Genomic DNA, 19,787 nt, shown 5'->3' with positions numbered 1-19,787 from the left:
ACTCCGGGCTTGCTGCGGCAGGCCTTTTTTTGCGTCAGATTTTTCTGGCATATGCACGATTTGTCACCTCTGTCCTGTATCGCCGTCACAATATGGTAAGGTAAAGGCACGTTATTTTTCATCCGCTGCCACTAAACCTTAATCTGAATGCCTGGTGACATGATACGAAAAACAGTGATTCTCTCTTTGTTCGCACCGGTGCTGCTGACGCTGCAGCCTGTTCGCGCGCTCCAGACCGAAACACAGGTGTCTGAGACGCCATTTGACGATCCTGCTCGCTATCGTCAGTCGCTGGACGCATTGCCGTCGCTGGGCAGCAGCGCTGAGCAGGATGAAGAGTGGAGCAAAAAACTGGCGGCGGTCGCCAAAAGTATTGGTGAAGCGAGTAACAACAGTGACAGTGACGTCTCCTTTGGACAGCAGGCTGGCGTCTGGGCCTTTAATCATCTGCGTGATGAGGTGGCCGATCGGGTCGAGAGCGAAGGGCAGTCACTGCTCTCCCCGTACGGCACCGCACAGCTCGATCTGATGGTGGACATGAACGGTAACTTTACCGGCACCGGTGGCGATCTGTTCAGTGCGCTGGCCGATGAGAACAGTATGCTCACCTTCAGCCAGCTCGGAGTACACGACACCGGCGACGGGCTGGTGGGGAATGCCGGGCTGGGGCAACGCTGGGATGCAGGCAACTGGCTGCTGGGCTACAACGGTTTTGTCGATCGCATTTTCAGCAGCGGCCTGCAGCGTGCCTCGCTGGGGACCGAGGCCTGGAGCGACAATCTGCGCCTCTCCGCCAACTACTATATGCCGCTGTCAGGCTGGAAAAATCTCGGCGATTCACAGCAGCAGCGGATGGCGCGCGGTTACGACATCACCAGCCAGAGCTATCTGCCGTTCTATCGTCAGCTTGGCGTCTCGGTGAGCTACCAGCAATATCTCGGCGAAAATGTCGATCTGTTTAACAGCGGCAACCGCTACCATAATCCCTCCGCAATGGCGTTTGGCCTCTCCTATACGCCGGTGCCGCTGGTGACGCTGTCCGCGACCCATAAAACCAGCAGTGCCGGAGAAAGTCAGGATCAGCTCGGCCTGAAGCTCAATTACCGCTTCGGTGTGGCGCTGAGCCGCCAGCTGGATGCCAGTAACGTTGCTGAAGCGCACTCGCTGCGCGGCAGTCGTTACGATACCGTGACCCGCAGCGATACGCCGGTGCTCTCATTCCGCCAGCGCAAAACCCTGTCGGTGTTCCTCGCGACGCCGCCGTGGCAATTGAATGCCGGTGAAAGTCTGCCGCTGAAGCTGCAGGTGCGCGCCAGTAATCCGATTAAAGCCGTTAGCTGGCAGGGCGATACCCAGGCCCTTAGCCTGACACCGCCCGCCAATAATGCCGATCCGCAGGGCTGGAGCGTCATTTTACCGCAGTGGGATGATTCGCCGGGTGCCAGCAACGAATACCGGCTGTCAGTCACGCTGGAAGACAACAAGCAACAGCGTGTGACCTCAAACTGGATCACCCTGAAAATCCAGCCGCCAATGGCGATGGACCCGCCGTCACCGGATGAGCGTTACGATCTGATGGCACCAGCCGGCGTTTCGGGTGTGGCGCTGTAGCCATCGTGCTGAAGTGTAATACTGTTGCAGCTGCGTTGATGTGTCGCGTTGTAAGGTGAAATACCGCAGCGCTGCCGTCCGCGTCCTGCGCTAAGGTACCGGCTAATCTGATGGCCTGGTCTTACTTGTCCTGGCGATAACCCCATCAATATCCAGGTGAAAAGATAGAGATCTGTGGATAAACCGGCGCAGGCTCAGCTTTTAAGCGTGCCTGCTAACAGGCGTATCGGCTAATTGTATCGTGTCGGGCCAGCATTACCTTTATCCGATGCGCTTATAGCATGGTTAACCTGGCGTGAAGATGAGAGTGATATCGACATCAGTCTCGTCGTTACCTCGCCATGTTTAAGCCACCTCAGCGAGTTGCACATGAAAATACACTTTCTTCTGCCGCTATGTTCTCTGTTAGTCGCAGGTTGTTCTTCGATAGAAAAATCAACGGACCCGGAAAGGGATTATGAGATTCTGCAAAGGAAACAACAGGCGGAAGCAGTGAAACGTTTTGAGTCGCCAACCTCCTTACCCAGAACCCGTGATCCGCTTTATCAGATGCGAGGCATTCACTGATTCAGCCTAATCAGTACCCGGTTCACCCCACTGTTTTGCTTCACAATTCCGCATATCTGCCGCACAGCGCTGCGACGATGTGAATGGCTGGCATCGTCGGCGAGGTCACCTCGCTGATATGGCAGGTCATACGAAGATACTTTTCTCTTTCCTGACGCCTTCCGCCGCGTAACCCCTTTATAGCCACGCTTCTGTTGCACCGTCTGGTAGCCCTTTGCGCCAAAACAGGGCAACGGTTGACCTTTTTTGGACAGATAATTTATCAGCGATCACAAAAGCGATATTTCCTGCCATAAATGCATAATTCTGCTGATTAAAACCCGGCGCTGCCGCTGCGATAAGACAATTATTCACTATATATGCAAAATAAGTGAATGGTGTCAGTGACTAAGTTATTGATAATCCGTTTGCAGGACGATTTTATGCATTAATCTCCTTGGCTGGCACGCTATCTGCACTCTACAGTAGAGCAGCTTCACAACATCCTTTAACAATTTTAAAACAAAATATTTACCCAGCCGGGTAAGCAGGAGAGTCGGTTATGTCACTGCAGGTTTCGCGTCACGATTTCGATCAATGGATGATGCCGGTATATGCGCCCGCCACCTTTGTGCCGGTTCGCGCTGAAGGGTCAACCGTCTGGGATCAGAACGGCAAGGATTACATCGATTTCGCCGGAGGCATAGCCGTCAATGCGTTAGGCCATGCGCATCCGGCATTACAGCAGGCGTTGCAGGAACAGGCCGCACGTTTATGGCATACCGGTAACGGTTATACCAATGAGCCGATTCTGCGTCTGGCTAAGCAGCTGATCGACGCCACCTTTGCGGACCGGGTGTTCTTCTGTAACTCCGGTGCTGAGGCGAACGAAGCCGCGCTGAAGCTGGCGCGTAAAGTGGCGCACGATCGCTTTGGCCCGGCAAAAAGCGGCATCGTTGCCTTTAATAATGCCTTCCACGGCCGCACGCTGTTTACCGTTTCGGCTGGCGGTCAGCCCGCCTATTCAAAAGATTTTGCGCCGTTGCCGCCAGATATCCAGCATGCGCCTTTTAACGACCTGGCCGCTGCGGCCGCACTGATTAACGACACGACCTGTGCGGTGATCGTCGAACCGATTCAGGGCGAAGGCGGCGTGGTACCGGCCGAACCGGCCTTTCTGCGTGGCCTGCGTGAACTGTGCGATAAGCACAACGCGGTGCTGATTTTTGACGAAGTGCAAAGCGGCGTTGGCCGCACCGGTTCGCTTTACGCCTATATGCACTACGGCGTGACGCCAGACGTGCTGACCAGCGCGAAAGCGCTTGGCGGCGGCTTCCCGATTGGGGCGATGCTGACGCGTGAGGATCTCGCGCTGGTGATGGGTGTCGGCACCCACGGCACTACCTACGGCGGCAATCCGCTGGCTGGCGCGGTGGCGGGAAAAGTGATGGAGCTGATCAATCAACCGGCCCTGATGGCGGGCGTGACCGAGCGTCACCAGTGGATCGTTGCGGCACTTAATGAGATCAACCAACGGCTGCATCTGTTTAAAGAGGTGCGCGGTCTGGGTCTGCTGATTGGTGCGGTTCTGAACGACGATTTCGCCGGCAAAGCGAAGCAGATTAATCTCGCGGCGGCTGAAATGGGCGTGATGGTGCTGATTGCCGGTGCCAGTGTGGTGCGTTTCGCGCCGGCGCTCAACATCAGCGAGCAGGAAGTGAAGCTGGGCATGGCGCGCTTCGCCGAGGTGTGTGAAAGCCTGGTACGAGGGTCCGCATCATGATGGTGATCCGTCCGGTTGAACGCGACGACCTGAGCCAGCTACTGGCGCTGGCCGGTAAAACCGGCGGCGGGCTGACCTCGCTGCCGGTGGATAGCGCCACGTTGCAGGCGCGCATCGATCGATCGCTACAAACCTGGCAGGATACGCTGCCGCGCGCCGAGCAGGGCTACGTGTTTGTGCTGGCCGATAGTGAGGACAATCGGGCCGTGGGCATTTGCGCCATTGAAGTGGCGGTCGGCCTGCAGGATCCCTGGTATAACTTCCGGGTCGGTACCCAGGTACACGCCTCCAAAGAGCTGAATGTCTATGCCGCGCTGCCTACGCTGTCGCTGGGTAACGACCACACCGGCAGCAGCGAGCTCTGTACGCTGTTTCTCGACCCGGACTACCGCGACGGCAAAAACGGCTACCTGCTGTCGAAGTCGCGCTTTCTGTTTATGGCTAACTTCCGCGAACGCTTCATGGATCGGGTGGTGGCTGAGATGCGTGGCGTCAGCGATGAGCAGGGACATTCGCCATTCTGGGAGAGCGTGGGCAGCCGGTTCTTCTCGATGGAGTTCAGCAAAGCGGACTTCCTGAGCGGCACCGGTCAGAAATCCTTTATCGCCGAGCTGATGCCAAAACATCCGCTCTATATTCACTATCTGTCGCCAGAGGCACAGGCGGTAATTGGCGAGGTACATCCCAAAACTGCGCCAGCCCGCGCCGTGCTGGAGGCGGAAGGTTTCCGCTACCTCAACTATGTCGACATCTTTGACGGCGGCCCGACGCTGGAGTGCGACATCGATCGTATCCGGGCGGTACGCAAAAGCCGCCTGCGCTGCGCCGAATCGGGCGAAAACCGCCACGATGCGCCGCTGTGCCTGGTCGCTAACCACAATTATCGCCAGTTTCGCGTGGCGCTGATACCGGCCGAAGCGGATGGCGACTGCGTGCACCTGACGGATGAACAGATGCGGGCGTTGCACTGCCAGCCGGGCGATAGCCTGCGCGTCGTGCCGCTTTGCAGTGAGGAGAAAAAAGTATGACCCACCTGATTAATGGACAATGGCTGCGCGGCGAAGCAGAGGCGTTGGTCAAAACTGACCCGGTCAGTGGCGATACGCTGTGGCAGGGCGTGGCAGCTTCGCCAGCCCAGGTCAGCGCCGCCTGTGAGGCGGCACGCACGGCCTTTCCCGGCTGGGCCAGACGTCCGTTTGCCGAGCGTCAGGCAGCGGTAGAAAAGTTTGCCGCACAGCTGGAAGCACACAAAGCTGAGCTGGCGGAAACCATCGCCCGCGAAACCGGCAAGCCACGCTGGGAAGCGCTGACTGAAGTTGGCGCGATGATCAATAAAATTGCCATTTCGGTGAAGGCCTGGCATAGCCGCACTGGCGAACAGGCGGACGGCGAGAGCAGCCTGCGCCATCGTCCGCACGGGGTGCTGGCGGTATTTGGTCCCTATAATTTCCCCGGCCATCTGCCGAACGGTCATATCGTTCCGGCGCTGCTGGCCGGTAACTGCGTGGTGTTCAAACCCAGTGAGCTGACGCCGCTGACGGCTGAGAAAACCGTGCAGCTCTGGCTGGCGGCCGGCCTGCCAGCCGGTGTGCTGGCGCTGCTGCAGGGCGGGCGGGAAACCGGTCAGGCGCTGGCTGCGGATAGCCAGATTGATGGCCTGCTGTTTACCGGCAGCGCGCATACCGGTTACCAGCTGCACCGCCAGTTTGCCGGACAGCCTGAAAAGATGCTGGCGCTGGAGATGGGCGGCAACAATGCGCTGATTGTTGAAGATCCGGCCGATATTGACGCCGCGGTCCACATTGCGTTGCAGTCGGCGTTCATTACCGCCGGTCAGCGCTGCACCTGCGCCCGTCGCCTGCTGGTGAAACGCGGCGCAGCGGGCGATGCGTTTTTACAGCGTCTGGTGGAGGTCGCCGGTCGTTTGCAGCCGGGCGGCTGGAACGCTGAGCCGCAGCCGTTTATGGGCAGCGTTATTTCGACCGGCGCGGCGGAAAAGATTTTCGGGGAATGGCAACAGCGGGTGACGGCGGGCGGCAAAGTGCTGCTGGCGATGCGCTGGCCGGATCGCCACAGCGCACTGCTGACGCCTGGCATTATCGATTTAACCGATGTCGCGGGCGTGGCGGATGAAGAGGTGTTTGGTCCGCTGCTGGGCGTGATTCGCTATGACGATTACGATCAGGCGATCCGGCTGGCCAATCAGACGCGCTACGGTCTGTCGTGCGGCCTGATTTCGCCCTCCCGCGCCCAGTTCGATCAGCTGCTGCTTGAGGCACGAGCGGGTATCGTAAACTGGAATAAACCGCTGACCGGTGCAGCCAGTACCGCACCGTTTGGCGGCATTGGCGCGTCAGGCAACCATCGCGCCAGCGCCTGGTACGCCGCCGATTACTGCGCCTGGCCGATGGCCTCGCTGGAAACGGCGGATCTGACGCTGCCTGCCTCACTCTCGCCGGGACTCGATTTTTCACCTCAGGGAGCGGCGAAATGAGTGCAGTGGAAGCGAACTTTGATGGGCTGGTGGGTTTAACCCACCATTACGCCGGCTTGTCGTTTGGCAATGAGGCTTCGACCCGCAATCAGCTGCAGCCGTCGAACCCCCGGCTGGCGGCAAAGCAGGGCCTGCTGAAGATGAAAGCGCTGGCGGATATGGGCTATCTGCAAGGCGTTATTCCGCCGCATGAGCGACCCAACATCGGCGCGCTGCGCCAGTTAGGCTTCAGCGGCAGCGATGAGCAGGTGCTGGCCCACGCCGGAAAAACCGCACCAGGTTTACTTTCGGCCGCCAGCTCCGCTTCGGCGATGTGGGTGGCGAATGCCGCCACGGTCTCGCCGTCGGCTGACAGTGGCGATGGGCGGGTCCATCTGACCGTGGCTAACCTCAATAATAAATTTCATCGGGCGATGGAAGCGCCGGAGACCGCATTACTGTTGCGCGCCATCTTCCGCGATAGCCGCCACTTTAGCGTGCATGATGCCTTGCCGCAGGTGGCGATGTTTGGTGATGAGGGCGCGGCCAACCATAACCGGCTCGGCGGTGCGTATGGCGAGCCGGGCCTGCAGCTGTTTGTTTATGGTCGTGACAGCAGCCATGAAGGCAGGGCGCCGCAGCGGTATCCGGCCCGACAGACGCGCGAAGCCAGTGAAGCGGTGGCGCGACTGCATCAGCTCCCGGCCGAACAGGTGATGTTCGCGCAGCAAAACCCGGCGGTTATCGATCAGGGTGTGTTTCATAATGACGTGATAGCCGTGAGCAATCAGCAGATGTTGTTCTGTCACCAGCAGGCGTTTGTCGACCAGCCTGCGTTACTGGCCCGGCTACAGGCGCGGGTGCCGGGATTTGTGGCACTGGAAGTGCCGGAAAGTCGGGTATCGGTCAAAGACGCGGTCAACACCTATCTGTTTAACAGCCAGCTGCTGAGCCAGCCTGACGGCAGTATGCTGCTGGTGCTGCCGGAAGAGTCGCGCCAGCATGCGGGCGTCTGGGACTATTTGTGCGAGCAGGTGGAGAGTGAGGGTCCGCTCAAGGCATTGAAGGTGTTTGATCTGCGTGAAAGCATGTATAACGGAGGCGGACCGGCCTGCCTGCGTTTGCGGGTGGTGCTGACGCCACAGGAGCAGCAGGCGGTGAATCCCGCTGTAATAATGAACGATCGGCTATTTACCCGGCTGAACCAATGGGTTGATCGCCACTATCGCGATCGCCTGACGCAGGCCGATCTGGTCGATCCGCAGTTACTGCGCGAAGGACGTGAAGCGCTGGATGAATTAACGAAGCTGCTAGACTTAGGAAATGTGTATGCATTTCAGCAGTGAAGGGCGCGGCAGCAGCGGCTGCCGCTCACTTCAGGCTCAAAGGAGGAACGATGCAGGACTTTTTACAGCAAACGCTGTCCGGCGAGGCGCCGCGTAAGCGTAGTGGTGAAACGGCGCATCTTCGCTGGCAGTGGTTGTATCACGGCATTCTGTTAATGGAACCGACGGTGCCGGTTAAGCAGGCGCTGGTATTGTCAGCCGGTATTCACGGTAACGAAACCGCGCCGGTCGAAATTCTCAATCAGGTGATTAATCCGCTGTTGCGGGGCGAGAAGCCGCTGCAGCAGCGGATGCTGGTGATCCTCGGCAATCCCTCGGCGCTACGCAGCGGCAAACGCTACGTTCGCTATGATATTAACCGGCTGTTTGGCGGACGCTGGCAGCAGATTGATGACGGTGACGAAGCCCGTCGCGTGCTGCGTCTGGAGCAGACACTGGAGACCTTCTGGCAGGTCGGCGAATGCGATGAGACACGCTGGCACCTTGATATGCACACCGCGATTCGCGGTTCTTATCATCCACGCTTCGGCGTGATGCCGCACAATGAGCGTCCGTGGCCGCCTGAGTTTCTCAAATGGCTGGCGGCGGCCGGTCTCGAGGCGCTGGTATTCCACCGTTCGCCGGGCGGTACCTTTACCCATTTCAGCTGCGAGCACTTCGGGGCGGCCAGCTGTACGCTGGAGCTGGGCAAAGCGCTGCCGTTTGGCGCGAACGATCTCACGCAGTTCAGCGCGACGCAGCAGGCGCTGGCGGCCCTGCTATACGGCGATGCGCTGCCACCGGCGACCTCCACACCACGTCACTATCGGGTGGCGCAGCAGATTACCCGGCTGAGTGAACATTTCCAGCTCCACATGTCACCGGAAACGCTCAACTTCACCGCCTTTCCGCAGGGCGCGCTGCTGGCGGAGGATGGGGAGACCCGCTATTACGTCCAGCAGGCGCGCGAGTATGTTCTGTTTCCCAACCCCAATGTCGCTGCCGGCCTGCGCGCCGGATTGATGCTGATTGAAGAGGGCGAGCAGACTCAGGCGCTGCCGATCTGACGTCGGGCAAATTCAGCGAAAACAGGCGGGAGTTTTACTTCCGCTTTCCTGCCATTACCCTTACACTCCCCGCACACCTCTCCATGATTTCTGCCAGATTCGCTTTAAATTCATAAAGTTTTGCAATTCCTCACGCCTTTCTTCGCATTCTCTTCATGATTGCCGGATTTTTGTCTTTTATGCTTTCACGGCTTTACTCAGCCTCTGAGTAGTTGACGTTCAGCATCGTATGCTTGTTTCCGAAGACGCGACAGAGTGCTGTCGTCATAATCCCGAATCAATAATAAGGACACTATTATGCGCAAACTGACTTCCCTGTTACTGGCTTCTTCACTGGCATTTGGCGCGGCCAGCGCCGTTCACGCCGCCGCTGATAACCTGACGCCACCGCCAGCCGGCAGTGAAAAAGCGATGCATAAACCGCCAATGCGTCACGGCGGCATGGAGATGATGTTTAAAGGTCTGAACCTGACCGACGCACAGAAAACCCAGATACGTGACATCATGAAAGAGAGCCGCAAAGAGATGAAACGTCCGTCGCTGGAAGAGCGCCGTGCGATGCACAGCATTGTTGCCGCGGACAGCTTCGATCAGAGCAAAGCTGAAGCGCAGGCGGAAAAAATGACCGCCAATGCGAAAGATCATGCGCTGAAAATGCTGGAAACCCAGAACAAACTCTATAACGTGCTGACGCCAGAGCAGAAGAAGCAGTACAACGCCAATTTTGAAAAGCGTCTGACTGAGAAACGTCCGCACGATGACAAAATGGCACCGCCAGCCGCACCCGCTGAATAATTTTCGTTAAGCGAACGGTCTGAGACCGCCAGCCTTGTCCACTGACAGTAAGTGGACAGCGTCGGCGGTTTTTTTTATTTACAGCGGCAGGATAGGATAATCGCCCGACAGAATCGGTCGGCAGAGGATCTTGTAACCGTCGTGATCGAACCCCCCTTTGGGACGCTGCAACGTTTTCGCTTCCTCGATATTGCTGACCGAGCCAAGGTAAAACCAGTGATCGATGACGTGGATTTGAGTCATCTGTTTGCCTTCCTCGACCAGCCCGACCGCGCCCTGCCACGGCCAGCAAAAGACCCGTACATTTTCCAGCGCTTCCAGCAACCGATCCTGATGATCGCTGACCGGCTCTTTGCCGCAGCAGGCACCGGCACAGCGGCGCAGCGCGGAACGGAAACAGCCGCGCTGAGCACTGAGCGCTTCCAGCCCGAGCAAACCGTGACAGAGCTGATACTCATCGGCCAGCTGCTTCAGCCGCTCTATCGCAGCAAAGCGGCTACGATAGAGGCCAAACAAATTGGGCGACTGGCTGAAGTCGAGATCTTTGGCGTAAACCACCTGCGGTTTACCGTCGGTAATCTGCAACGAGCAGAGCTGGCGGTTTTTACGCAGGCGCTTATTAAACAGCGGCTGCTGCGTTTTAATCATCTGCGCTTCCAGCAGCAGCGCGCCGAGATCGCCCGCGGTTGGGATCCAGCTGACGCGCCGCGACTGGCGCAGCATTTTCGCCTCGTCCGGGGTGCGGAAATGCGACATCACCCGCGAGCGCAGGTTAACGCTTTTGCCAATGTAGAGCGGCAGCGAATCACTTTCGCCGTGAAAGGTATAGACGCCGGGCTGATTGGGCAGGCCTTCCAGCCACTCACGCAGGTGTTCGGGATATTGATAAATTGCAGCCGCGTCGAACTCGAGGCGGTGCGTTGCAGCACGTCTGACCAAGATGGACTCCATTTACTGGTTGTCCATACAGCATAACAGGCAGGTGAAATGATCGCCAGCCAGCCGATCAAAGACGCCGCGTCGCCAGCCAGCAGATCAGCGAACCGAGCGTGATCATCGCCACACCTTGCCAGAAGGCCAGCGGCGGTGTCAGGCCCAGCCACAGTGAGGCCAGCAGGGCGGAAAAAACCGGTGTGAAGTAGGAGGCGGTGGCCAGCAGTGTCAGATTGCCGTGCTGAATACCGTGATTCCAGGCGGAGTAGGCGATAGCGGTCGACGCCCCGACAAAGAACACTTCCAGCAGCGGCATCAGTGCGAATTGCATCGGTACCGCTGGTGCACTCAGCAAGGTTTTGACCCACAGCGCCAGCGCGGTGAGGATAAAAAATAGCGTGACACCATTCGCGCCGCGGGCATAGCGACGGGTGATATTGTTGTAGAGCGCCCAGGTTATGGCAGCGATAAACGCCAGCGTGTAAGCCGTTGGGTTACGCAACAGGTTCTGCCACATCAGAGCGGGCGAGCCGCCGCCGTTGGCCTTCATCACCCAGACGATGCCCAGCAGAGAAAGCGCCAGTCCCGGCCACAGCCACAGGCGAAAGCGCTGCTGGTTAAACGGGATCGCCAGCACCACCGTCAGGCAGGGCCAGAGATAGTTGATCATGCCCAGCTCCAGCGACTGGCTGCGATCGCTGGCCAGCCCAATCGCCAGCGCCAGACAGATTTCATAGCCGACAAACAGCGCACCGCCGATGGCTAAGTACGCGGCGGGCATCGCGCCGGGTCTGGGCAAACCGCGAGTAATGCAGAGCAGCAGGGCGGTGGTGGTATAGATCAGGGCCGCACCGCCGGTCGCGCCAAAGGCTTCACTGACGCTGCGCAGCAGGCCAACCGTGGTGCTCCAGAGCAGAATGGCGATCAGACCGATCAGGGTGGCGCGTGTCACAGTAGCAGGCATGTTGCTATCAACGGGATGAGGCAGGAGAAAGCCTCCCTTGCCGCAGCAAGGGAGGGACGGGTTTACTTCCAGAAGTCGTCGAATACGGTAATCGGTGGGCGACGTTTGTGCTCAGTTTTCTGATACCAGCCTTCAATGATTTTCGCGTTATCCGGGTCGATGGTTTTGCCTTCCAGATAGTCATCAATCATCTCGTAGGTTACGCCCAGCGCCACTTCATCCTGCAGGCCGGGACGATCGTCTTCCAGGTCAGCTGTGGGTTTCTTCAGGTAGAGATGTTCCGGGCAGCCGAGTTGCTTCAGCAGTTGCTTGCCCTGGCGTTTGTTAAGACGGAACAGCGGATTAATGTCGGTACCGCCATCACCATATTTGGTGAAGAATCCGGTGACCGCTTCAGCCGCATGGTCGGTACCCACCACCACGCCTTTGGTCATACCGGCGATGCTGTACTGGGCTTTCATACGCTCACGCGCTTTTTCATTGCCGCGCACGAAGTCAGACAGTGTAATGCCGGCCGCCTGCAGCGCCCGCTCACTGGCCAGCACCGATTCTTTAATGTTGACCACCAGCGAGCGATCGGGCTGGATAAATGCCAGCGCGTCCTGGCAATCCTGCTCATCGGCCTGCACGCCGTAGGGCAGGCGCACCGCGATAAACGTGTAGTCATTATCGCCGCTCTCTTCGCGCAGTTCGCCGATCGCCATCTGCGCCAGCTTGCCTGCGAGGGTCGAGTCCTGACCGCCGCTGATCCCCAGCACCAGCGTCTTAATGGCGCTGTGCCGCTTCAGATAGGCTTTAAGAAAATCGACGCTAACGCGCACTTCGTGATCGGCGTCGATAGTAGGCTTAACGCCCAGTGCTTCAATGATTTCCTGCTGCAGTGACATGAACTTCTCCTCAGGTCAGTGGCCCGTCGGCTCGATGCGAACGTTTTATTAAAGCTAACGTGCCTCAGCGAAAACAACAAGCCAAAGCGGCAGTCGATTTCAGTTAACCGTTGCGAAATCAGACAGTTTTCACCTGCGGCTGCGGTTTTTTGGCCAGCACAATGAACATCAGGATCGCCAGCATAAAGCAGCCAAAAATGGTAGCGGTCATGCTCAGCACCGAGGTGCCGCCAATGCCGGTAATCGGCACGGTGATAGCGCCCAGGGTGAACATGGTGACGCCAATCACTGCCGAGGCGCTACCGGCGCGATGGCCCTGGCTCTGCATCGCCAGTGAGGAGGCCGTCGTCGCGATCACCCCATTACTGGCAATGGTAAAGAACAGCGCCACCAGCAGCAGCGGTAACGGCGCCTGCGTTAGCGCGGCCAGCAGCAGCAGGCTGGAGGCAACAAAGGCCAGCGTCAGTCCACCTTTCAGCACCCGATATTCTCCCCACAGCGGGCAGAGACGGGCACTGGTCTGCGAGGCGATCACCAGCCCGACACCGTTGGCGGCAAAGCAGAAGCTAAACGCCTGCGGCGAGAGTCCGTAGATTTGCTGCAGCACAAACGGTGATGCGCCGATATAGGCAAACATCCCGGACATCATAAAGCCCTGCGTCAGACAGAAGCCCATGAAAGGACGATGAGTCACCACCTGTCCCAGCGCTGCGTAGGCGGAGAAAATGGAACCTTTACTGCGTCGCGCATCGGGCAGGGTTTCATGCAGTTTCCAGCGCGCCAGCAAAATCAGCAGCAGGGCAATGCAGCCGAGCACCACAAAAATGCCGCGCCAGTTAAGCACCGTCATCAGCACGCCGCCAAGTACCGGTGCGGCGATCGGGGCCAGGCCATTGACCAGCATCAGCAGCGCAAAGAAGCGGGTCAGTTCGTGACCGCTGTACATATCACGAGCGATGGCGCGTGATAACACTGCACCGCCCGCGCCGGCTAAGCCTTCAAACAGACGGGCCAGCAGTAGCTGATGAATATCCTGCGCCAGCGCACAGCCGATCGAGGCGATAAACAACAGCACCAGTGACAGCGCCAGCGGCCGCAGACGCCCAAATTTGTCGCTCATCGGACCAAACACCAGCTGACCGGCACCCAGGCCGAGTAATCCGGCGGTCAGGCTAAGCTGTGCCGTGGCGGTTTCGGTTTGCAGGTCACGCGCCAGCTGGGGCAGCGCGGGCAGGTAGAGATCGATACACAGCGGGCCGAGTGCGGCCAGCAGGCCCAGCGTAATGGCATAAACCAGCCGGTTGGAATGTACAGGTGTCATTTATTCTCAGTATCTGAAGCGATGGGTGAACAGCAGGCAGACAACGCCTTCACAGGCGGTCACGGATGCCGGAGCCGGTCCTGGCACTGCCGGTGATGGCAAACTGCACTCGGCAGATGGGTTGTTGCCGCGAGAGGCGCCGTTTTTTTGGCGCTGATTATACGTGCCCGTTGACAGCAAAACAGCCTTCTTTACGAAATCCTGACGGTTGTCAGTGCATTAAAAGTTCGCCATAAACTTGATAAACCTGAATTTATGTTCCAGGCTTGTCTGCACATGGACAATAAATGAGGAACAACAAGATGAATAAAGTGATGGGATGTATCGCTGCGGCGCTGACGCTGGCTGCACTGTCTGGTTGTACGACTTACGACCGCGCTGAAAGCTACGTCACCAAGCCGGTGGTGAAGGATGTTAAAAAAGGGATGACCCGTGACCAGGTTCGTCAGATCGCTGGCGCACCGTCAACCGAGATCACCATGGTTCACGCGCGCGGCACCTGCCAGACCTACGTTCTGGGCCAGCGTGATGGCAAAGCACAGACCTACTTCGTGAGCTATAACGATACCGGTCGCGTAATGAACTACGGCTTCCAGAGCTGTGCGGAATACGATACCGATCCGCAGGCTCAGCAGTAAGTTATACGCTGTAAAGCCCCAATTGAATAATAAGCGGCCCGTCAGATGACGGGCCGTTTTTCGTTGTGGTGCGGCTTATAACCCTGCCGGGCGCGGAACCTCGACGTAGTCGCCATCGATCTGGCGCTGATAGTAGTGTCCCTGCTGGACATAGAAGCGTTTACCGTTGAAGTCCAGTACCCGCATATCGTCGCTGACGCGGCGCTCTTCAGGTGGCTCCACCACCACATACTCCTCGCCGTGGCGCTGATAGTAATTACCGTTAAGCAGGTAGTAAGTCAGGCCGCCAATCAGTACTGCCGTGGCGACTTCAGGCAGGAAGCGCACCGGACCGGGGCCGCCCCAGTGAGGACCAGGACCGCCGTGTGGGCCCCATCCGCCAGGATGGGCAAAAGCGATAGCCGGGGTTAACAGGGTTAACGCCAGCAGTGAGGCGATAACTTTTTTCATCGGGCATTCTCCTCATAAGACTCCACGCAGAATTGGCTTTTTACCGGCTAAAGACAAGCGCTAAAGCGGCGAATTTTCGCCTGTTTACCACGCTTAACGCTTTCTTAACGACGTCGCCATCAAGCGGGGAAATTATGGAGAGAGGAAGGCGGGAGAGGAGAAGAGAACCTGGCGCAGGCGCGCCAGGTTTAACCAGGATTAACGATGTGCCAGTTCGGCGTGTTCATCGCTTTCCAGCACGCGCTTATCGGTCAGACCTAACCAGCGGCTGGTCAGGGAACCTGCCGTCATCGAGCCATTGACGTTCAGCGCGGTACGGCCCATATCGATCAGCGGTTCGATGGAGATCAGCAGTGCGACCAGCGTCACTGGCAGGCCCATCGCGGGCAGCACAATCAGCGCGGCAAACGTAGCACCGCCACCGACACCGGCCACGCCGGCAGAGCTCAGCGTTACAATCCCGACCAGCGTGGCGATCCACAGCGGGTCAAACGGATTGATGCCGACGGTTGGCGCAACCATCACCGCCAGCATGGTCGGATAGAGTCCGGCACAGCCGTTCTGACCAATCGTGGCACCGAAAGAGGCCGAGAAGCTGGCAATCGACTCCGGTACGCCAAGGCGACGGGTCTGCGTCTCGACGCTCAGCGGAATGCTGGCGGCGCTGGAGCGGCTGGTAAAGGCGAAGGTAATCACCGGCCACACTTTGCGGAAGAAACGCATCGGGTTAATGCCGTTCACCGACAGCAGCAGCGCGTGGACGCCAAACATAATCGCCAGGCCAAGATAAGAGGCAACCACGAAGCTTCCCAGTTTGATGATGTCCTGCAGATTCGAACCGGCCACCACTTTGGTCATCAGGGCCAGCACGCCGTAGGGGGTCAGCTTCATCACTAAACGAACCAGCTTCATCACCCACGACTGCAGCGTGTCGATCGCGACCAGCACACGCTGACCTTTGACTTCATCATCTTTCAGCAGTTGCAGCGCGGCCACACCGAGGAAGGCCGCGAAGATGACGACGCTGATGATCGACGTCGGGTTAGCGCCGGTGAGATCGGCAAACGGATTTTTCGGAATAAAGGAGAGCACTAGCTGCGGCACGCTCAGGTCAGCGACCTTACCGACGTAGTTGCTCTGAATGGCGCTCAGACGCGCCGTTTCCTGCACGCCCTGCACCAGACCTTCAGCGCTCAGACCAAACAGGCCGGTGACAAATACGCCGACCAGCGCGGAGATAGCGGTGGTAAACAGCAGCACGCCGATGGTCAGTACGCTGATTTTACCCAGCGAGGAGGCGTTATGCAGCCGGGCAACCGCACTCAGAATTGAAACAAACACCAGCGGCATCACCACCATCTGCAGCAGCTGAACATAGCCATTACCGACGATGTTAAACCAGCTGATGGAGGTTTTAACCACCGCGCTGTTTTCACCGTAAATCAGCTGCAGCACCAGGCCAAACAGCACGCCGATCACCAGACCGGTCAGCACTTTCTTTGACAGGCTCCAGTTGTTGCGGCTAAAGCGCGAGAGCAACACCAGCAGCACCACAAAGGCGACGAGGTTAAGCGTTAAGGGAAGGTCCATACTGAAACTCCAGAGTAATGCGGCTTTCCGCGTCGGGAAAACCGCATAATGTTAATCACGAATTAAGACTGCGGGAATGTTAGCAGCAGGAGAGGGTGCAGACCTTATATCCAAATGGAATGCTTTATAACTTATTGCCTGAATTTGTTGGTTTAATGCGCAGTCTGGCTGGAAATGAGCCGGCCAACACCGTTTTGCAGGGTATCGAACAGCTGAGCCGGCCAGCCGTTTGCACCAAACGAAGGCATGCCCACCGGGAACCACAGCGCATAGCCGACCAGTCCGAGGCATAGCGCTCGCTCAAGCTGGTTACCTTTCTGACTTTTCAGAATAGGGAGACGGAAGCGCCAGCGGCAGGGCCATAATAATGGGACGCCCGCCGGCGTCAGCATATCGGCGACAATATGACTGAGATAACCCAGCGTCAGCCCCTGTAACACATCGGCCGGAATCGGGGATTCTTTGGGCAGATTGATCTGGAACAGCCACAGCCCGGCGGCGACCGCCAGCAAACTGTGGGTAAAGCCGCGATGACCAAAGGCGCGCGCAATCGGATGAGAGAGCCAGCGCAGCCGCTGTCCCAGCACCGACTTCGGGTGATCGATGTCGGGCAACAGGCAGGTCAGCAAGGCTGATGGAACGAGATGCCACCAGTCTGCCTGCGCCAGCACTGGCGTAAGTTCAGCACGTTTGGCAAATATGGCGCTCGCAATGGCGAAAATGATATGGCCCTCGGCCGTCATGATGGAACCTGGCTGCAAAGAAAACTGTCGATGCATCCAGTATAGGGATTTATCCAGTGAATGAGAACATGTGACGCTGTAACGAAGCGTTAATAATTACGCATTAAAGGCGGACAAGCATCGCGCATTGCCCGCCAGATTGATCAGCGTGCCAGCCAGCCGCCATCTACCGCCAGCGTATAGCCATTAACATAGTCAGACGCGGCGGACGCGAGGAACACCACCGGCCCCATCATGTCATCCGGCACGCCCCAGCGACCTGCCGGAATACGGCCAAGTATCTCTTCGCTGCGTGCCTCGTCGCTGCGTAACTGTTCGGTGTTATTGGTCGCCATGTAGCCGGGCGCAATGGCGTTAACGTTAATGCCATGCTTCGCCCACTCGTTGGCCATCAGACGGGTCAGCCCCATCACGGCACTTTTTGACGCGGTGTAAGACGGAACGCGAATCCCGCCCTGGAAGGAGAGCATCGACGCGATGTTAATGATCTTGCCGCCGTTACCCTGGGCAATAAACTGCCGGGCAACCTGCTGTGACAGAAAGAACAGACTTTTGCTGTTGAGATTCATCACATCATCCCAGTCCTGTTCGCTGAAATTGAGTGCATCCTCGCGTCGGATAATCCCGGCGTTATTCACCAGAATGTCGATTTTACCGGCTGCGGCCAGCGCCTGCTCCACCACTGAGCCGACCACCTCCGTTTTCATCAGGTCCGCCTGTATCGGCCAGAAACGGCGGCCCAGCGCTTCTACTTTGCTTTGGGTCTCGTCCGGACCGTCGCGGTTAACGCCGACAATGTCGCATCCCGCCTGCGCCAGGCCCAGCGCCATACCTTGTCCTAAACCGGTGTTACAGCCGGTCACCAGCGCCACTTTACCTTCCAGGCTAAACGCATTCAGTACCATGATATTTCTCCTCTGCTCAGCGCAGTTCGCTGATTTTGACGTGGTCCATGTCATCAAAGACCTGATTTTCGCCCACCATGCCCCAGATAAAGGTGTAGCGCTGCGTACCAACACCCGCATGGATTGACCAGCTGGGCGAGATCACCGCCTGCTCGTTATGCACCAGCAGATGACGGGTTTGCTGCGGCTCGCCCATCATGTGGAATACCGCGCTCTCCTCGCTCATGTCGAAATAGAAATAGACCTCCATGCGGCGTTCATGGGTGTGACACGGCATGGTGTTCCACAGGCTGCCTTCCTCCAGTTTGGTTAAGCCCATAGTGAGCTGACAGGTGGGAAGGACGTCCGGCACGATAAATTTATTGATGGTGCGGCGGTTAGAGGTGGCGGGATCGCCGAGCGTGGCGGTAGCCGCTTCCTGTAAGGTGATTTTTTTATCCGGGAAGGTCGCGTGTGCCGGGGCGCTGTTGTAGTAGAACTTCGCTGGCTGCGCCGGGTTCAGGCTGCTGAATACTAAATTACGCGCGCCTTTGCCGACATAGAGCGCCTCTTCATGGCCGATTTCCCAGCGCTTGCCATCCACTTCCACCAGGCCTGGCCCGCCAATGTTGATCATGCCCAGTTCGCGGCGCTCAAGGAAATAGCTGACCCCCAGCTGTTTGCCCATCTCATCGCCAATGGTGACCGGGTTATTCACCGGCATCACGCCACCGATAATGATGCGATCGATATGGCTGTAGGTCAGGGTGTAGTTATCGGCAGTAAAAATCTTCTCAATCAGAAACTGGCGACGCAGCGCGTCAGTGTCCAGCTGTCTGGCGTGATCACTGTGAATGCTTTGACGAACGTCCATCTCAGGCCTCTCTGCAGATCAGGTTAAGCATGCCCCGGAACAGGGACTGTTCGGGCATCTTAGGCAGAGTGGGATATGAATTCAATAAAAATGAAACGTTGTTTTATTTATTTGCGGAGTAGATCAATAGCCGGTGATGGCGTTGAAACTGCCCGCCTGATGGCGGGCAGTGATTAGCCTTGTAAATCAGCCAGCGTGAGACGGGTCAGATCGTCCAGTCTGACATCGGCCAGCGACCAGCGCGGATCGTTACGATGCTCCGCGGCAGGCACCGCAATTGAACGCATCCGTGCTGCCTTGGTGGCAATCATGCCGTTGAAGGAGTCCTCCAGCGTGACGCAGTTCAGCGGATCGATCGCCAGACTGCTGGCCGCGTTGAGATAGACCTGAGGATGCGGTTTGCTGTAGGGCAGCGCTTCCGCCGAGGAGAGCACGTCGAAATAGTGGCGCAAATTAAATATCTCCAGTACCCGTTCCAGCATCGCCAGCGGTGAGGCAGAGGCGAGACCGATTTTCAGGTTGTGCTCCCGGCAGAGTTGCAGCGCGCGTTCAACGCCGGGCAGCAACGGACGCGTCTCTTCGACCAGCGCCATCGCCCGGGCAATGATCCGTTGCGTCACCTCCTGCTGGCTGGGCCCGTGCCACGGCAGGGTTTCGTACCACATGCGCACCGTCTGATCGATGCGTAAGCCCAGAGTGTCAGGCATTTCGCTGCGACGAGAGAGGTCGACATCCAGCGTGGAAAAAATATCCATTTCAGCCTGGTCCCACAGCGGCTCTGAATCAATCAGTAATCCATCCATGTCAAACAGCGCGGCGAGAACGGGGCGGTGATAGGGCATCTGAGGTCTCCTTATACAGTTTGGTCTACCTTAGCATGTTCAGCCGGTCCCGGGTCGACGG

Annotated in this window: 18 protein-coding genes; 8 read left to right on the top strand and 10 right to left on the bottom strand. The window is 57.9% G+C overall.

Annotation, left to right across the window (positions count from 1 at the left end):
- Positions 1 to 159: 159 nt before the first annotated feature.
- The 7 genes from LZU96_RS11765 to spy all read left to right on the top strand — a co-directional run bounded on the left by LZU96_RS11765 (position 160) and on the right by spy (position 9,600).
- Positions 160 to 1,611, top strand: coding sequence for a YchO/YchP family invasin (locus LZU96_RS11765; protein WP_233984505.1), 1,452 nt, complete (start codon positions 160 to 162; stop codon positions 1,609 to 1,611).
- 1,108 nt (positions 1,612 to 2,719) lie between these two features.
- Positions 2,720 to 3,940 carry an aspartate aminotransferase family protein gene (locus tag LZU96_RS11760; protein ID WP_233984504.1) on the top strand — a complete coding sequence of 407 codons (1,221 nt, stop codon included), beginning with the start codon at positions 2,720 to 2,722 and terminating at the stop codon, positions 3,938 to 3,940.
- On the top strand, positions 3,937 to 4,968 hold the full coding sequence (gene astA, locus LZU96_RS11755; RefSeq protein WP_233984503.1) for an arginine N-succinyltransferase: 1,032 nt from the start codon (positions 3,937 to 3,939) through the stop codon (positions 4,966 to 4,968). The genes LZU96_RS11760 and astA overlap by 4 nt, the downstream gene beginning before the upstream one ends.
- Positions 4,965 to 6,434: a succinylglutamate-semialdehyde dehydrogenase gene (gene astD / locus LZU96_RS11750; RefSeq protein WP_233984502.1), complete on the top strand. Its 1,470-nt coding sequence runs from the start codon at positions 4,965 to 4,967 to the stop codon at positions 6,432 to 6,434. The genes astA and astD overlap by 4 nt, the downstream gene beginning before the upstream one ends.
- Positions 6,431 to 7,759 carry an N-succinylarginine dihydrolase gene (astB, locus tag LZU96_RS11745; protein ID WP_233984501.1) on the top strand — a complete coding sequence of 443 codons (1,329 nt, stop codon included), beginning with the start codon at positions 6,431 to 6,433 and terminating at the stop codon, positions 7,757 to 7,759. The genes astD and astB overlap by 4 nt, the downstream gene beginning before the upstream one ends.
- A gap of 50 nt (positions 7,760 to 7,809) precedes the next feature.
- Positions 7,810 to 8,805, top strand: a complete 996-nt coding sequence (astE, locus tag LZU96_RS11740; protein ID WP_233984500.1) for a succinylglutamate desuccinylase — start codon at positions 7,810 to 7,812, stop codon at positions 8,803 to 8,805.
- A gap of 297 nt (positions 8,806 to 9,102) precedes the next feature.
- On the top strand, positions 9,103 to 9,600 hold the full coding sequence (gene spy / locus LZU96_RS11735) for an ATP-independent periplasmic protein-refolding chaperone Spy (RefSeq protein ID WP_233984499.1): 498 nt from the start codon (positions 9,103 to 9,105) through the stop codon (positions 9,598 to 9,600).
- A gap of 78 nt (positions 9,601 to 9,678) precedes the next feature.
- On the opposite strand, the gene cho is transcribed toward spy, so the two are convergent.
- From cho to LZU96_RS11715, 4 genes are all read right to left on the bottom strand, one after another.
- Positions 9,679 to 10,539, bottom strand: coding sequence for an excinuclease Cho (cho, locus tag LZU96_RS11730; protein ID WP_233984498.1), 861 nt, complete (start codon positions 10,537 to 10,539; stop codon positions 9,679 to 9,681).
- A 67-nt stretch (positions 10,540 to 10,606) separates the two neighbouring features.
- Positions 10,607 to 11,497 carry an aromatic amino acid DMT transporter YddG gene (yddG, locus tag LZU96_RS11725; protein WP_233984497.1) on the bottom strand — a complete coding sequence of 297 codons (891 nt, stop codon included), beginning with the start codon at positions 11,495 to 11,497 and terminating at the stop codon, positions 10,607 to 10,609.
- Between the two features lie 62 nt (positions 11,498 to 11,559).
- Entirely contained in the window at positions 11,560 to 12,384 is an 825-nt protein-coding gene (nadE, locus tag LZU96_RS11720; RefSeq protein ID WP_233984496.1) for an ammonia-dependent NAD(+) synthetase, read from the bottom strand.
- A gap of 118 nt (positions 12,385 to 12,502) precedes the next feature.
- Positions 12,503 to 13,705, bottom strand: a complete 1,203-nt coding sequence (locus tag LZU96_RS11715; protein WP_233984495.1) for a multidrug effflux MFS transporter — start codon at positions 13,703 to 13,705, stop codon at positions 12,503 to 12,505.
- 302 nt (positions 13,706 to 14,007) lie between these two features.
- On the opposite strand from LZU96_RS11715, the gene osmE reads away from it, so the two are divergent.
- On the top strand, positions 14,008 to 14,343 hold the full coding sequence (gene osmE, locus LZU96_RS11710; RefSeq protein ID WP_111139102.1) for an osmotically-inducible lipoprotein OsmE: 336 nt from the start codon (positions 14,008 to 14,010) through the stop codon (positions 14,341 to 14,343).
- A gap of 75 nt (positions 14,344 to 14,418) precedes the next feature.
- Here osmE and LZU96_RS11705 read toward each other — a convergent pair whose 3' ends face one another.
- The 6 genes from LZU96_RS11705 to hxpB all read right to left on the bottom strand — a co-directional run bounded on the left by LZU96_RS11705 (position 14,419) and on the right by hxpB (position 19,726).
- Positions 14,419 to 14,793 carry a DUF6515 family protein gene (locus LZU96_RS11705; protein WP_233984494.1) on the bottom strand — a complete coding sequence of 125 codons (375 nt, stop codon included), beginning with the start codon at positions 14,791 to 14,793 and terminating at the stop codon, positions 14,419 to 14,421.
- A 198-nt stretch (positions 14,794 to 14,991) separates the two neighbouring features.
- Positions 14,992 to 16,383, bottom strand: a complete 1,392-nt coding sequence (locus LZU96_RS11700) for an L-cystine transporter (protein ID WP_233984493.1) — start codon at positions 16,381 to 16,383, stop codon at positions 14,992 to 14,994.
- Between the two features lie 152 nt (positions 16,384 to 16,535).
- Complete coding sequence (locus LZU96_RS11695) at positions 16,536 to 17,126, bottom strand: metal-dependent hydrolase (RefSeq protein WP_233984492.1); 591 nt, start codon at positions 17,124 to 17,126, stop codon at positions 16,536 to 16,538.
- 143 nt (positions 17,127 to 17,269) lie between these two features.
- The gene (kduD, locus tag LZU96_RS11690; protein ID WP_233984491.1) at positions 17,270 to 18,031 is read right to left on the bottom strand and encodes a 2-dehydro-3-deoxy-D-gluconate 5-dehydrogenase KduD; all 762 of its coding nucleotides are present in this window, start codon (positions 18,029 to 18,031) and stop codon (positions 17,270 to 17,272) included.
- 16 nt (positions 18,032 to 18,047) lie between these two features.
- Entirely contained in the window at positions 18,048 to 18,884 is an 837-nt protein-coding gene (kduI, locus tag LZU96_RS11685) for a 5-dehydro-4-deoxy-D-glucuronate isomerase (protein ID WP_233984490.1), read from the bottom strand.
- A 173-nt stretch (positions 18,885 to 19,057) separates the two neighbouring features.
- Positions 19,058 to 19,726: a hexitol phosphatase HxpB gene (hxpB, locus tag LZU96_RS11680; protein WP_233984489.1), complete on the bottom strand. Its 669-nt coding sequence runs from the start codon at positions 19,724 to 19,726 to the stop codon at positions 19,058 to 19,060.
- Positions 19,727 to 19,787 lie beyond the last annotated feature (61 nt).

The organism is Pantoea agglomerans, assembly GCF_021397715.1.
In the GTDB taxonomy this organism is placed as follows: domain Bacteria; phylum Pseudomonadota; class Gammaproteobacteria; order Enterobacterales; family Enterobacteriaceae; genus Pantoea; species Pantoea astica.
Note: the sequence above shows the minus strand (reverse complement) of the source record. Positions and strands in the feature narration are given on the sequence as shown.

What these genes read in the sequence shown, in the direction of transcription:
- LZU96_RS11765 (WP_233984505.1), top strand. Translation starts at nt 160, where the DNA reads ATGATACGAAAAACAGTGATTCTCTCTTTGTTCGCACCGGTGCTGCTG.
- LZU96_RS11760 (WP_233984504.1), top strand. Translation starts at nt 2,720, where the DNA reads ATGTCACTGCAGGTTTCGCGTCACGATTTCGATCAATGGATGATGCCG.
- astA (WP_233984503.1), top strand. Translation starts at nt 3,937, where the DNA reads ATGATGGTGATCCGTCCGGTTGAACGCGACGACCTGAGCCAGCTACTG.
- astD (WP_233984502.1), top strand. Translation starts at nt 4,965, where the DNA reads ATGACCCACCTGATTAATGGACAATGGCTGCGCGGCGAAGCAGAGGCG.
- astB (WP_233984501.1), top strand. Translation starts at nt 6,431, where the DNA reads ATGAGTGCAGTGGAAGCGAACTTTGATGGGCTGGTGGGTTTAACCCAC.
- astE (WP_233984500.1), top strand. Translation starts at nt 7,810, where the DNA reads ATGCAGGACTTTTTACAGCAAACGCTGTCCGGCGAGGCGCCGCGTAAG.
- spy (WP_233984499.1), top strand. Translation starts at nt 9,103, where the DNA reads ATGCGCAAACTGACTTCCCTGTTACTGGCTTCTTCACTGGCATTTGGC.
- yddG (WP_233984497.1), bottom strand. Translation starts at nt 11,497, where the DNA reads ATGCCTGCTACTGTGACACGCGCCACCCTGATCGGTCTGATCGCCATT.
- nadE (WP_233984496.1), bottom strand. Translation starts at nt 12,384, where the DNA reads ATGTCACTGCAGCAGGAAATCATTGAAGCACTGGGCGTTAAGCCTACT.
- LZU96_RS11715 (WP_233984495.1), bottom strand. Translation starts at nt 13,705, where the DNA reads ATGACACCTGTACATTCCAACCGGCTGGTTTATGCCATTACGCTGGGC.
- osmE (WP_111139102.1), top strand. Translation starts at nt 14,008, where the DNA reads ATGAATAAAGTGATGGGATGTATCGCTGCGGCGCTGACGCTGGCTGCA.
- LZU96_RS11705 (WP_233984494.1), bottom strand. Translation starts at nt 14,793, where the DNA reads ATGAAAAAAGTTATCGCCTCACTGCTGGCGTTAACCCTGTTAACCCCG.
- LZU96_RS11700 (WP_233984493.1), bottom strand. Translation starts at nt 16,383, where the DNA reads ATGGACCTTCCCTTAACGCTTAACCTCGTCGCCTTTGTGGTGCTGCTG.
- LZU96_RS11695 (WP_233984492.1), bottom strand. Translation starts at nt 17,126, where the DNA reads ATGACGGCCGAGGGCCATATCATTTTCGCCATTGCGAGCGCCATATTT.
- kduD (WP_233984491.1), bottom strand. Translation starts at nt 18,031, where the DNA reads ATGGTACTGAATGCGTTTAGCCTGGAAGGTAAAGTGGCGCTGGTGACC.
- kduI (WP_233984490.1), bottom strand. Translation starts at nt 18,884, where the DNA reads ATGGACGTTCGTCAAAGCATTCACAGTGATCACGCCAGACAGCTGGAC.
- hxpB (WP_233984489.1), bottom strand. Translation starts at nt 19,726, where the DNA reads ATGCCCTATCACCGCCCCGTTCTCGCCGCGCTGTTTGACATGGATGGA.